Raw genomic sequence first — 12,423 nt, forward strand, 5'->3', positions numbered from 1 at the left:
TCCGCTGCACTCCGCACTGACGTCCGCTCGGCTACGTCAACAGGAACGCACGGCCACCACCAATACGTTCCACTCTCCACTGAATGATCACGCAGACGTTATCGAAGAGAGACTCATCGCCCCAGCTCAGGGGGTGGGTTCACGCTCGGTTCACACCGTCGTGGGGAGCGCTTTCGCGCCATCTTCCGTCACCCGCGTGGCGCCGAAGTAGTCGGGGGTGTCGATCGGGTCGAACCGGATGACGGCACCGGTGCGCGGGGCGTCGATCATGTAGCCGCCGCCGACGTAGATGCCGACGTGCCGGATGGCCCGCGAGTCGGTGAGGTTGTCGGAGAAGAACACCAGGTCGCCGGGGAGCAGTTGGTCCCGCGAGGGATGCGGTCCCGCGTTGTACTGGTCGTTGGCGACGCGCGGCAGCGTGATGCCCACCGACGCGTACGCCGCCTGGGTGAGTCCCGAGCAGTCGAAGCGTCCGCCCTGGCCGGCGGTGCCGGTACCGCCCCACAGGTAGGGCGTGCCGAGCTTGCTCTGCGCGAAGGAGATGGCGCCGGCGGCCTGCTCGGTGGGGTCGATCCGGCTGACCGGCGCGGCGAAGCTCTCCTCCAGGCTGCGGATCCGCTTGACGTAGTTCTGCGTCTCGCTGATGGACGGGACCCCGGCCGCCCTTATGACGCGGTACGCACCGGCGTTGTAGGCGGCGAGCATGTTGTCGGAGGTGTTCCCGGGCACGTCCTTGACGTACTTGGCGAGTTCGCAGTCGTACGACGCCGCCGACGGGATCGCGTCGGCCGGGTCCCAGATGTCGCGCTTGCCGTCGCCGTTGCCGTCGATGCCGTGGGTCGCCCAGGTGCTCGGGATGAACTGGGCGATGCCGCGCGCGTCGGCCGGGCTGACGACCGTCGGATTCCAGCCACTCTCCTGGTACAGCTGGGCGGCGAGCAGCGCCGGACTGAGCGCCGGGCACAGGTTGCCCCACTTCTGCACCAGCGACTGGTAGGCAGCCGGCACCGCACCCTTGGCCAGACCCCGGCCGCCGGAGGTGACGCCGTTGACGAGGTTGCCGGCGACGACGTACACCCCGACGACCAGCAGCATGACGAGGCCCATGCCGAGCCCGACGGCCGCCCCACCGAACACCCATACCTTCCGCACGGTTCAACTTTCCCCCATGCGGCAGCCGTTCAAGGCCATTTGGACGCGAACTGGCGGTATTTCACAGGTACGGCGGCCCGGGTGACGCTCCCTCAGCCGCCGTGAGCCGGGCCTCAGAGGCCGGCGACCGCGTCCTCGTACAGCCGGGCGGCCTCGTCGCGCAGCACCACGCTGTAGGAGACGTCCGCGGTGGCGCCGCCCTGTTCGTGACCGCCGAGGACGCCGACGACCTGGCCGTCACCGTTGACCCAGGGGCTGCCACTGGTGCCGCCGGTGAAGTCGGGGCAGTCGATGCGCTGCTGGGTACGGCTGTGCGCGGCCGGCTTGTTGACGCAGCGGACCGGCACCTGGCGGGAGTCCGGATAGCCGGTGACGGTCACGGCGGTGGCCCCGGTGGCCGTCCCGGGCGTGAACCGGTTGCCTCCGACCACGTCCTCGATCCGCCGGCCGTCCGGACCGGTGACGGCGGCGAAGGCGAGGTCGCTGTCCTCGTCCTGGCCGCTGGTCCACCCCTCGGGCAGGAAGCGCCGCGTCACCTTCCACACCCCGTACGGCGCCCGGCCGTCCCGGTAGCCCGGCGCGAACACCAGGTCGCCGTCGCCGCCCATGCAGTGCGCGGCGGTGACGATCAGGTCGCCGCCGGGGCTGTGCACCACCGAGGCGGTGCAGAAGTGATCACCGGACAGCCCGCCCGCGCCGTCGGCGTCGGCTTCGAACAGCGCGCCGACCCGGGCGGCGTGCCGGGTGGCTGCGGCGTCGGCGGTGACCCCCAGGGGGCCGGGCCCGTCGTCGGCGGAGGCCACCGAGGCGGAGGTCAGGGCGAGCATCACCACGGCTCCCAGCAGGGCGGGACGCGAGGTGACCGAGATGCGTGAGATGCGCTTCATCACCACCCACTCTGTCCCGGAAGGGTGAGGAACACGCTCCGACTTCACTGAGATTTTCCTGTGAAGTTCCGGAGGCCGCCACCGCGCGCCCGCCCGCCACCGGGCGTGGCGTCACCCCACCGGAGTCTTGAGCCCCCACTCCACACCGGTCAGCTCCGCCGAGAGGGTCCACAGCCGCCGGGCCGCCTCCGGGTCGCTGGCCGCCGCGCTGCGGCCGACCAGGGCGGGGGCGCCGCGCATCTCGCCGAGGCCGTCGGGACCGACGTACGCCGCCGGGGGCAGGTCCTGGCTCGCCGCGTACAGGGTGGGCAGGGCACCGGCCCGGTCGTCCTGCGCGAAGACCCGGTTGCCGATCGCCATGAAGGCCCTGGCCAGCGGGTTCGCCGTATGGCTCTGGAGGTTGGTGGCCGCGTAGCCGGGGTGGGCCGCGAGCGCCCGTACGGGTGAGCCGGCCTCGGTGAGACGGCGCTGGAGCTCCAGGGTGAACAGCAGGTTGGCCAGCTTGGACTGGGCGTAGGCGCGGGTCGGGGAGTAACGCCCGGTCAGGTTGACGTCATCGAAGTGGATCACGCCGTCGCCGCCCCGGTGCAGCCCGGAGGAGACGGTCACCACCCGGTCGGTCAGGTGCGGCAGCAGCAGGTTGGTCAGCGCGAAGTGCCCGAGGTGGTTGGTGCCGAACTGCATCTCGAAGCCCTGCTTGGTGCGCTGTTCCGGAAGCATCATCACGCCCGCGTTGTTCACCAGCACGTCCAGCGGGCGGTCCCAGCCGGCGGCGAACTCGCGCACCGAGTCCAGGTCGGCCAGGTCCAGCCGGCGCACCTCGGTGCTGCCGCCGACCCGCCGCGCCGCGGCACCGCCCCGCGCGAGGTCCCGTACGGCGAACACCACGTGCGCCCCGGCCCGGGCCAGCGCGGCGGCGGCCGCGAGGCCGATACCGCTGTTGGCGCCGGTGACCACGACCGTACGGCCGGTCTGGTCGGGCAACTGGGTCGCGTTCCACTTGGCGCGCTTGCCGCGCGCTCCGGTTGTCTCAGCCATGTCCCCAATGTAGGCAGCGGCAACAATGCTGTCAACGACAACAAAGCAGCCACTGCCAACAAAGCTGACGCCGTCAACATCGGGATACGATGTCACCCATGCCCACACCCCGCCCCTACCACCACGGAGACCTGCGCGCCGCCCTGCTCACCAGCGCCGAGCGCACCCTGCGGGAGAAGGGCGCCGGCGCGCTCTCCCTGCGCGAGCTGGCCCGCGACACCGGGGTGAGCCATGCCGCGCCGGGCCGGCACTTCAAGGACAAGCAGGCCCTGCTCGACGCCCTCGCCCTGGACGGCTACGAGCGCCTGAACCAGTCCCTCACCACCGCCGGCGCCCTCCCCGCCCACTCCCTGGAGGAGCGGATGACCGCACTGGCCCGCGCCTACCTCGGCTTCGCCGTCGACCATCCCGAGCTGCTGGAGCTGATGTTCGCGCGCAAGCACCACCCCGACAGCTCCGCGCAGCTCGCCGAGGCCGTGGAGCGGTCCCTCGGCACCTTCATGGGCCTGGTCGCCGACGCCCAGGAGCGCGGCGAGATCGTCCAGGGCGACCCCGAGCAGGTCACCACCGTCGCCGCCGCGAGCCTGCACGGCCTGGCCGCCCTCATCGCCGGCTGCGCGCTGGACGCCGAGCAGACCCTGGCCGGCCTGGACGCACACGTCCACCTGCTGCTGCACGGCCTGAAACCACGCTGATCGCCGCCTGACCGGACGTCACTTCCCGGCCACTCGTGAGAACATCGACCCGAGACTCACCCGACCAGCCGTCAGACACCGGGCCAGGCCGTAAAGAGGCTCAACGACCGAACCACACGACAGGTTCCGGTCTGACCTCATTGCCCGGGGTGACCTGCCGTGATACACAGAGTGACGGTGTGCTCCGCGCGCACGAAACCCGTCGGCCAATGACGTCAAGTCGACATACGTTGGCGGCGTTGTCGGCGACAATAGGGCCCGACCTCTGCACCCGCAGGGGCGCACACGGAACTACCCACCAGGGGCGGTGACTTACATGCTCTTTGCGGCCGACAAGGGAGACATCAACACCATCATCGGCGGGATCGCTCCGGACTGGGGCCCCTTCGGCAGCCTGGGCAACGAGGCCAAGGTGATGATCGAGGTGGTCATGGCCGTGGCCATCCTGCTCTGCCTGGGCCTCGCGGTCTGGGGCGCGGCCAAGCAGCGCATCGGCGCCACGGCCCTGCGGGACACCTTCAGCGCGGAACAGGGCAAGGGCCTGATCATCGCCGGCCTCACCGGCGTCTTCATCATCGGCTCCCTCGGCACCCTGTTCACCATCGTGTACGGCATGGCGGTCTGACCCCCCGCTCCCATCGACTGAGGTTGCGTCTCCCTGATGCCGAGTCACCCCACCGCGCCCGCGCGGCAACCAGCACGGCTACCGTCATACGTCCACGAGGCGAAGGGACGGTACGCGGCATGACTCCCGGAGACGACCAGAGCCCCGGCTACGGCGACACGGGCCACACCCGCACCCGCCTCCCCGACCCCGACCCCTACGGCGGCGCCCCCCGCCGCACCCCCCGCCGCTCCTCCTCCCGCGGCCTGGTCACGGTGGTCGGCGTGGTCGTCCTGCTGATCGCGGCAATCGCCTTCGCGAACCGGGACAACGACAAGACCGCCGACGACTCGACGGCCGGTCCCACCCGCCCGAGCACCGCCGCGACAGCCCCCACCGGCACCAAGCCGGTAACCACCACCACATCCAACATCCCCACCGGCTACGCCCACACGGAACAGGGCGCACAGAGCGCCGCGGCGAACTACGCGGTGGCGCTGGGGTCGGCGGAGATGTTCACCCGGGCCACACGCGATGCGATCGTGCAGACCGTCATCACCCCCTCACGTGTGCCGAGTTCCAAGGCCGCGTTCGACAAGGCCTACACCCCGGCCTTCAGCAAGAGCCTCGGGCTGAAGGACGACGGCACCGCGCCGACGGGCTACACGTTCGTCTCTCGCACGACCCCGATCGGGACCAAAGTCACCGAATCCACCAGCGACACGGCCACGGTCGAGGTCTGGTGCAGCGGTCTCCTGGGGCTCACGGGCGAGAAGTCCACCAACCCGGTCACCAACAGCTGGTTCACCATCACCATGCGACTCGAATGGGCATCCGGCGACTGGAAGATCGTCACCCACTCCCAGAAGGACGGCCCGGCGCCCCTTCCCGGTGACGACAAGGCCGCAGACTCCCAAGAGATCTCGAAGGCCGTCAACGAGTACGGAGGGTTCAGCTATGCCCGCTAATCGCCGCGTACTCGGCCTGGCCGCCACGGTCACGGCCCTTCAGACGGCAGCCGTCCTCATGGCCGCGCGTGCCTTCGCCGCACCCACCCCCACGCCGTCGCCCTCCAAGAGCAGCGACGCCTGTGATCTGATCCACGGCGCCGCACGGGACCTCTGCGAAAAAGACAACGGCTCCTCCGGCGGATCCTCCGGCATCTCCCCCAAGAACCCCCTCGGCAGCACCCTCGACCCCCTCGACTCCCTGGCCAAGGGGTGTGCCGATGCCGCCTCCTGGACCATCGGGAAGCTCAGTCACGCCGTCAAGGAAACCGCCAACGTCGACTTCACCAACTCGAAGTTCCTCCAGCAGTACGCCGTCGTATTCGCCGCGTCCACGATCCTGACGCTGCTGCTGTGGCTGCTGGCCGTGGCCAAGCGGGCGGTGCGCGGGGTGCCGTTGACCACCGCGATCTCGGAGGCCGTCGGCTTCCTCTGGCTGACCGTGCTGGCCTCCGCCTTCACGCCCCTCATCCTCTACACGGTCGTCTCGGCCACCGACGGCGTCACCGACGTCCTCGCCAAGGCCACCGGCGACCAGACCGACACGTTCTTCGGCACCTTCTCCGGCGCCCTCGGCAAGGGCAGCGACATCGGCGGCGGCCCCATCATGCTGATCGTCGTCTCCCTGGTCAGCATCCTCGCCGCCGGCGTCCTCTGGCTGGAGTTGGTCATCCGCGCCGCCCTGCTCTACGTCGGCGCCCTCCTCGGCACCGTCGTCTACGCCGGCCTCGTCGACAAGAACCTCTGGGGCCACGTCCGCCGCTGGGCCGGCATCATGATCGCCGTCATCCTCGTCAAACCCGTCATCGTCATCGTCCTCGGCCTCGCCGGCGCCCTCTCCGGGGACAACGGCCCCGACTCCTTCTCCGCCGTCGTCTCCGGCCTCGCCATCATCCTGCTCGCCATCTTCGCCAGCGCGATGATCTACCGCTTCGTCCCCGGCTTCGGCGACGAGATCGCCGGCTCCCGCAACAACCGCATCATGCAGGGCGCCGAAGGCAAGGCCGCCGCCGTCATCAGCTCCCCCGCCACCCTCGTCGCCCAGGGCATCAAGACCCACAGCACCCGCGCCGACAGCAACGGAGCAGCGGGCGGCGGCAGCACCCCCCGCCCCGCCAACCCGGCCAGCGGCGGCGTCGCCGCCCACAGCAGCCGCACCCCGACCGGCGGCGGAACCGTCCCCTCCGCCACCCCCGCGCCCCGCGCGTCCAGCCCGGTCAACACCCCGCACGCAGGCAACACCCGCAACAACCGCACGGGAGGTGAAGGGCGTTGACGACCGAGTCCCACCTGTCCCATCCGGTCACGCCCCGCCGGACGTATCTCATCGGCCGCGCCCGGCCGAACGCGATCGTCGGAAGGAACCGCGAGTCCGGCGAGATCGCGCTGATCATCGTCGGCGCGTTCCTCGGCATGATGTGCGGCCTCCTCGTCCCGGTCCTGTCCCTGCGCATCGTGCTGCTGACCGGCTTCCCGATGCTCGCGCTCGCCGCGGTCTACGTGCCGTACAAGCGCCGCACCTTCTACAAGTGGTTCGAGATCAACCGCAGCTACAAGCGCACCGTCAAACGCGGCGCCACCTACCGCTCCACCGCCGCCGAGGCCGGCACCCAGCTCGACGGACGCGAGATCGAGGTCGGCCCGCCCCCCGGCATCGGCCGCATCAACTGGCTCGCCGCCCCCTTCGGGCCCGACGAGATCGCCGTACTGCTGCACGCAGACCGCAAGACCGTCACCGCCGCCATCGAGATCGAGGGCCCCGGCGTCGGCCTGCGCGACTCCGAGGACCAGGAAGCCCTCGTCGACCGCTTCGGCACCCTGCTCAAGCACGTGGCCAACGGCGACGGCTTCGTCACCCGCATCCAGATGCTCGCCCGCACCCTGCCCGCCGACCCCGACGCCCACGCCAAGGACGTCGTCCAGCGCGGCGACACCCGCGCCCCGGACTGGCTCCAGACCTCCTACGACCAGCTCCAGTCCATGGTCTCCACCAGCAGCGAGCAGCACCGCGCCTACCTCGTCGCCTGCATGCACTACACCCGCGAACTCGCCGCCGAGGCCAACGCGATGGCCCGCGCCGTCCGCGCCCACGGCACCAAGGTCGACCGGGACGCCGGACTCGCCGTCGTCATGGCCCGCGAGCTGACCGACATCTGCTCGCGCCTCCAGGAGGCCGACATCCGCGTCCGCCAGCCCCTCGGCCAGGGCCGCCTCGCCTCCCTCGTCCACTCCATGTACGACCCGGACCACCCCATCGACCACATCCAGGCGATGACCAAGCGCAACGCCTGGCCGGCCGAACTCGACGCCATGGAGCCCACCTACCTCCAGGCCAAGACCCGCGAGTCCAGCACCCGCGCCCCCTGGTGCCACGCCACCGCCTGGGTGAAGGAGTGGCCCATGACCCCGGTCGGCGTCAACTTCCTCGCCCCGCTGCTCGTCCACACCCCGGACGTCATCCGCACGGTCGCCGTCACGATGGACCTCGAACCCACCGAGGTGGCCATCGAACGCATGCTGACCGAGAAGACCAACGACGTGGCCGAGGCCTCCCGCGCCGCCAAGATGAACCGCACCGTCGACCCGCGCGACATCGCCGCCCACACCCGCCTCGACCAGCGCGGCGAGGACCTCGCCAGCGGCGCGGCCGGCGTCAACCTGGTCGGCTACATCACCGTCTCCTCCCGCACCCCGGAGGCACTCGCCCGCGACAAGCGCACGATAAGGGCCTCGGCCGGCAAGTCGTACCTCAAGCTGGAGTGGTGCGACCGAGAGCACCACCGCGCCTTCGTGAACACACTTCCGTTCGCCACCGGCATCCGAAGGTAGGGGCTGATTCGCCGATGCGGGACCCGCTGTCCGTCCTCACCGAAGCCTTCACCTCCTTCCTGTTCGGGAAGGTCGAGACGACCCGGCTGCCGGTGCGCACCTCCACCGGCCAGGCCCAGGCGGTCTACCTGCCCACCGCCGCGCCCGGCCTGGGCGACTCCGGCGTCATCATCGGCCGCGAGGTCTACTCCGGGAAGGGCTACATCTACGACCCCTTCCAGCTCTACGGCCAGCAGCTCCCGGCCCCCCACTGGCTCGTCCTCGGCGAGTCCGGCAACGGCAAGTCGGCGCTGGAGAAGACCTACGTCCTGCGCCAGCTGCGGTTCAAGGACCGCCAGGTCGTCGTCCTGGACGCGCAGGGCGAGGACGGCGTCGGCGAGTGGAACCTCATCGCCGAGGAGCTGGGGATAACCCCCATCCGGCTCGACCCGACGGCGGCCCTGAACCACGGCATCCGCCTCAACCCGCTCGACCCCGCGATCACCACCACGGGCCAGCTCGCGCTGCTCCGCACGATCATCGAGGTCGCCATGGGCCACGGCCTGGACGAACGCGCCGGCTTCGCCCTCAAGGTCGCCCACTCCTACGTCAACGAGACGATCGTCGACCGCCAGCCCGTCCTCACCGACATCGTGGAGCAGCTACGGCACCCCGAGCCGGAGTCCGCCGAGGCGATGAACGTCGCCATAGACGACGTACGGGCCTGGGGCCTGGACGTCGCCCTGGTGCTGGACCGCCTGGTCGACGGCGACCTGCGCGGCATGTTCGACGGCCCCACCACGGTCGGCATCGACCTCGACGCCCCGCTCATCGTCTTCGACCTCTCCCACATCGACCGCAACTCCATCGCCATGCCCATCCTGATGGCGATCGTCGGCGTGTGGCTGGAGCACACCTGGATCCGCCCCGACCGCAAGAAGCGCATCTTCCTCGTCGAAGAGGCCTGGCACATCATCAACAGCCCCTTCGTCGCCCAGCTGTTCCAGCGGCTGCTGAAGTTCGGCCGGCGCCTCGGCCTGTCCTTCGTGGCGGTCGTCCACCACCTCTCCGACGTGGTGGACGGCGCGGCGGCCAAGGAGGCCGCGGCGATCCTGAAGATGGCGTCCACCAGGACGATCTACGCCCAGAAGGCGGACGAGGCGAGAGCGACCGGCCGCGTCCTCGGCCTGCCCCGCTGGGCCGTGGAGATCATCCCCAGCCTCACCCCCGGCATCGCCGTCTGGGACGTCAACGGCAACGTCCAGGTGGTCAAACACCTGATCACCGAGACGGAACGCCCCCTGGTCTTCACCGACCGCGCGATGACCGAGTCCTCCAGCGACCTGCGGGCCGACGACGCCCTGCGCGCCGCCGAGCTGGAGGCCGAGCAGCGGGCGGCGGCCTTCGTGGAACAGCACCTCGGCGACTCCGAGTCGACGGTGGCGTAGGGGCGGGGACAGGGGCAGGGAGGGACGGGCGGTGAGACCGGACGCGCACGAGCACCGGGAGGGCCGGGGCGGCATCCCCGACGGCCTGCTGATCGGCATACTCGCGTTCCTCCTCGGCATGACCGTGCTGGTGTGGACGGCGACCGGCCTCGCGGCCCTCCTCAGCCGGGGCGCCTGGCCCGACGGCGTCTCCTTCACCCACACCCCGCTGGCCATGCGCCACCTCATCGGCCGGCCCCACGACCTCGCCGGCGCCTGGCCGGACACCCCCGCCGGCCGGCTCTCCGGCTGGGGCCTGTTCTGGGGCCTGGTGATCGGCCAGCTGATGATCCTGCTGGTCCTCACGGTGTTCACCCTGGGCGCCGTGGCCCGCTGGCGCGCGGGGCGGGCGAGGACCCGGGAGCAGGTACGGGAGCAGGCACGGGGGCAGGTTCGGGAGCAGCAGCCATCGGCACCAGTCCCGACGCCGCTCCCGGCACCAGTCCCGACGCCGCTCCCAGCGCCGCTTCCGAGCCACGAGGTACCGGCACCCCGCGCCGAACCGGTGCCGACCGCGCCCCTGCCGGAGGCGGCCCCGGCGAGCGAACGGGCCGTACCGCCCCGCCCCGAAGGCCCCGTGCGCTACGGCCCACCCGCCGACCGCCGCACCACCGCCACCCAGGCGATCCAGGAAGCCCCTGGCCCCGCCCTGGTCGTCACCTCCGACCCGGCCCTGTGGGCGGAGACGAAGGACGCCCGGGCCAAATTCGGCCCGACCCTCCTCTACGACCCCGCCCACCTCTGCGACACCCCGGCCCGCCTGCACTGGTCCCCGCTGACCGGCTGCGAGGACAAGCAGACCGCGCTGCACCGCGCGACGGCACTCCTCGCCCCCGTCCAGCCCACCGCCCGGATCGACCAGGCGACGGCGGACACGGCGACCACCCTCCTGCGCAGCTACCTGCACGCCGCGGCCCTCGACAACCGCACCGTCCGGCACGTCCACCGCTGGTCGCAGGGCACTCAGGTGCAGGACGCCGTCCGCACCCTGCGCACCCACCCCAAGGCCGCCGCCGGAGCCGCGGGAGAACTCGAAGCCGCCCTCACGGCCCACCCGGAACGCCGGGACATGGCCCACGAGTTGACGACCCGGGCACTGTCCGCGCTCAGCACGGTCAACGTCCGCGAGGCCTGCACACCCCACCGAACCGATGCCCTCGCCCTGGATTCCTTCGTCCACGAAGGGGGCACGCTTTATGTGCTGGGTGAATCCATCGAGGACCCGCGGAGCGCCCCCGGCGCGATGCCGCTCCTGACGGCCCTCGCTTCGAGCGTGGTCGAGCACGGCCGGCGCATGGCCGCACGGTCATCCTCCGGTCGGCTCGACCCACCACTCACCCTGATCCTGGACGACATCGCGGCCGTCGCCCCCCTTCCCGAGCTGCCGGACCTGCTCACCACCGGCACCGACCAGGGCCTGCCGACCCTCGCCCTCCTGCGCTCCCGGGAGCAGGCCCGCGCCCGCTGGCCCCACCGGGAACTCCAGGTGTGACCCGCACACTTGCCGGCCCTACGGCTCCAGCACGAACTCCAGCTCGTCCTCGCTCTCGTTGGTGACGAGCGGCACGACCCGCCCACTCGGGACGAACCCCACCCGGCGATAGGCCGCCTGCGCCCGCCCGTTGTCCGCGTGCACGAACAGCCGCACCCGCTCGGCGCCGCGCTCCCACGCCCACTCCACACCGGCCCGGAACAACGCCTCGACGAGCCCGTTCCCCCGGTGCTCGGGCCGCACGAAGACGCCCACCACATGCCCCTGCCGGCGCTCGATCGGATACCCCGCCCAGTCCTTGTCTCCGGGCTCCTCCACGAGCACGGTGACCGTCCCGGCCCAGCTCCCGTCCGGTGCCTCGGCCACCAGCTGCCGCGCCGACTCGGACGCCTCCCCCGACCCGATCGCCCGCTCCTGCCAGAAGGTGTCGTCCCGCGCCGCGGCCACCTCGTACGTCTCCAGGAAGGCGAGGTGCGCGACCGGATCGCGCAGCGCGTCGAGACGCAGCCGCTTCACGGCGGCCCACTCGTCGGGTCGTATGGCGCGGACGACGTAGTCGTCGCTGGTGGAGGTGCTCATGCGGTCACGGTAGCCGACCCGGTTGTCAGTGCCGGGTTCTACGGTGAGCTGTATGACCACACTTCCCCACCGCCCCCATACCGCGGTCGTCGTCATCGACGTTCAGAACGGAGTGGTGGCCGGCGCACCCCACCGTGACGCCGTCATCGCCAACATCAACACCATCATCGACCGGGCCCGCACGGCGGACGTGCCGGTCGTCTGGGTCCAGCACTCCGACGACACGCTGAAGGAGGGCAGCGACGACTGGCAGTACGTCCCGGAGCTGACCCGGAGAGGCACCGAACCGCTGGTGGCCAAGCTCTACTCGGACTCCTTCGAGGACACCGACCTGGAATCGGTCCTGGCCGAGCGCGGAGTGGGCCGGCTGCTGGTCGTGGGCGCCCAGACCGACGTCTGCATCCGCTCCACCCTGCACGGCGCCATCGTCCGCGGCTACGACGCGACGCTGGTCGCCGACGCCCACACCACGGAGGACCTCACCAGCTACGGCGCCCCCACGCCGGACCAGGTCATCGCGCACACCAACCTGTACTGGAAGTGGCACAGCGCCCCCGGCCGCGAAGGGGGAACCATCGAAACGGCCGAGGTCACTTTCTGAATTCTTCCACTGAACTCCCCGTAAACGCAGAAAACCCCCGCACCAGCATGGTGCGGGGGTTTCCCCAATGATT

Annotated in this window: 12 protein-coding genes; 8 read left to right on the forward strand and 4 right to left on the reverse strand. The window is 71.0% G+C overall.

Translation table 11 applies throughout. The features are described from left to right. Positions 1-150: 150 nt before the first annotated feature. The 3 genes from NX794_RS05145 to NX794_RS05155 all read right to left on the reverse strand — a co-directional run bounded on the left by NX794_RS05145 (position 151) and on the right by NX794_RS05155 (position 3,077). Complete coding sequence (locus NX794_RS05145) at positions 151-1,107, reverse strand: C40 family peptidase (RefSeq protein WP_258776984.1); 957 nt, start codon at positions 1,105-1,107, stop codon at positions 151-153. Between the two features lie 158 nt (positions 1,108-1,265). Continuing rightward, positions 1,266-2,039, reverse strand: a complete 774-nt coding sequence (locus NX794_RS05150; RefSeq protein WP_258776951.1) for a trypsin-like serine peptidase — start codon at positions 2,037-2,039, stop codon at positions 1,266-1,268. A 111-nt stretch (positions 2,040-2,150) separates the two neighbouring features. Next, positions 2,151-3,077 carry an oxidoreductase gene (locus NX794_RS05155; RefSeq protein ID WP_258776952.1) on the reverse strand — a complete coding sequence of 309 codons (927 nt, stop codon included), beginning with the start codon at positions 3,075-3,077 and terminating at the stop codon, positions 2,151-2,153. Between the two features lie 89 nt (positions 3,078-3,166). Between NX794_RS05155 and NX794_RS05160 the strand changes: the two genes are divergently transcribed. From NX794_RS05160 to NX794_RS05190, 7 genes are all read left to right on the forward strand, one after another. Beyond that, positions 3,167-3,772: a TetR/AcrR family transcriptional regulator gene (locus NX794_RS05160; RefSeq protein ID WP_258776953.1), complete on the forward strand. Its 606-nt coding sequence runs from the start codon at positions 3,167-3,169 to the stop codon at positions 3,770-3,772. 316 nt (positions 3,773-4,088) lie between these two features. Continuing rightward, positions 4,089-4,397, forward strand: coding sequence for a hypothetical protein (locus NX794_RS05165; RefSeq protein ID WP_016436843.1), 309 nt, complete (start codon positions 4,089-4,091; stop codon positions 4,395-4,397). A 119-nt stretch (positions 4,398-4,516) separates the two neighbouring features. After that, on the forward strand, positions 4,517-5,344 hold the full coding sequence (locus NX794_RS05170) for a DUF8175 domain-containg protein (RefSeq protein WP_258776954.1): 828 nt from the start codon (positions 4,517-4,519) through the stop codon (positions 5,342-5,344). Then, entirely contained in the window at positions 5,334-6,659 is a 1,326-nt protein-coding gene (locus NX794_RS05175; protein ID WP_258776955.1) for a hypothetical protein, read from the forward strand. Before NX794_RS05170 ends, NX794_RS05175 begins: the two co-directional genes overlap by 11 nt. After that, complete coding sequence (locus tag NX794_RS05180; protein ID WP_258776956.1) at positions 6,656-8,212, forward strand: SCO6880 family protein; 1,557 nt, start codon at positions 6,656-6,658, stop codon at positions 8,210-8,212. Before NX794_RS05175 ends, NX794_RS05180 begins: the two co-directional genes overlap by 4 nt. Before the next feature lie 14 nt (positions 8,213-8,226). Continuing rightward, positions 8,227-9,639 carry an ATP-binding protein gene (locus tag NX794_RS05185; protein WP_258776957.1) on the forward strand — a complete coding sequence of 471 codons (1,413 nt, stop codon included), beginning with the start codon at positions 8,227-8,229 and terminating at the stop codon, positions 9,637-9,639. 31 nt (positions 9,640-9,670) lie between these two features. Next, positions 9,671-11,170 carry a type IV secretory system conjugative DNA transfer family protein gene (locus NX794_RS05190; RefSeq protein ID WP_258776958.1) on the forward strand — a complete coding sequence of 500 codons (1,500 nt, stop codon included), beginning with the start codon at positions 9,671-9,673 and terminating at the stop codon, positions 11,168-11,170. Between the two features lie 18 nt (positions 11,171-11,188). On the opposite strand, the gene NX794_RS05195 is transcribed toward NX794_RS05190, so the two are convergent. Then, positions 11,189-11,749: a GNAT family N-acetyltransferase gene (locus NX794_RS05195; protein WP_258776959.1), complete on the reverse strand. Its 561-nt coding sequence runs from the start codon at positions 11,747-11,749 to the stop codon at positions 11,189-11,191. A gap of 52 nt (positions 11,750-11,801) precedes the next feature. On the opposite strand from NX794_RS05195, the gene NX794_RS05200 reads away from it, so the two are divergent. Then, complete coding sequence (locus NX794_RS05200; protein ID WP_258776960.1) at positions 11,802-12,350, forward strand: isochorismatase family protein; 549 nt, start codon at positions 11,802-11,804, stop codon at positions 12,348-12,350. The last annotated feature ends 73 nt before the right edge of the window (positions 12,351-12,423 follow it).

Source organism: Streptomyces pyxinicus (assembly GCF_024753135.1).
Taxonomy (GTDB): Bacteria; Actinomycetota; Actinomycetes; order Streptomycetales; family Streptomycetaceae; genus Streptomyces; species Streptomyces pyxinicus.

What these genes read in the sequence shown, in the direction of transcription:
- NX794_RS05175 (WP_258776955.1), top strand. Translation starts at nt 5,334, where the DNA reads ATGCCCGCTAATCGCCGCGTACTCGGCCTGGCCGCCACGGTCACGGCC.
- NX794_RS05150 (WP_258776951.1), bottom strand. Translation starts at nt 2,039, where the DNA reads ATGAAGCGCATCTCACGCATCTCGGTCACCTCGCGTCCCGCCCTGCTG.
- NX794_RS05170 (WP_258776954.1), top strand. Translation starts at nt 4,517, where the DNA reads ATGACTCCCGGAGACGACCAGAGCCCCGGCTACGGCGACACGGGCCAC.
- NX794_RS05185 (WP_258776957.1), top strand. Translation starts at nt 8,227, where the DNA reads ATGCGGGACCCGCTGTCCGTCCTCACCGAAGCCTTCACCTCCTTCCTG.
- NX794_RS05195 (WP_258776959.1), bottom strand. Translation starts at nt 11,749, where the DNA reads ATGAGCACCTCCACCAGCGACGACTACGTCGTCCGCGCCATACGACCC.
- NX794_RS05165 (WP_016436843.1), top strand. Translation starts at nt 4,089, where the DNA reads ATGCTCTTTGCGGCCGACAAGGGAGACATCAACACCATCATCGGCGGG.
- NX794_RS05145 (WP_258776984.1), bottom strand. Translation starts at nt 1,107, where the DNA reads ATGGGCCTCGTCATGCTGCTGGTCGTCGGGGTGTACGTCGTCGCCGGC.
- NX794_RS05155 (WP_258776952.1), bottom strand. Translation starts at nt 3,077, where the DNA reads ATGGCTGAGACAACCGGAGCGCGCGGCAAGCGCGCCAAGTGGAACGCG.
- NX794_RS05160 (WP_258776953.1), top strand. Translation starts at nt 3,167, where the DNA reads ATGTCACCCATGCCCACACCCCGCCCCTACCACCACGGAGACCTGCGC.
- NX794_RS05200 (WP_258776960.1), top strand. Translation starts at nt 11,802, where the DNA reads ATGACCACACTTCCCCACCGCCCCCATACCGCGGTCGTCGTCATCGAC.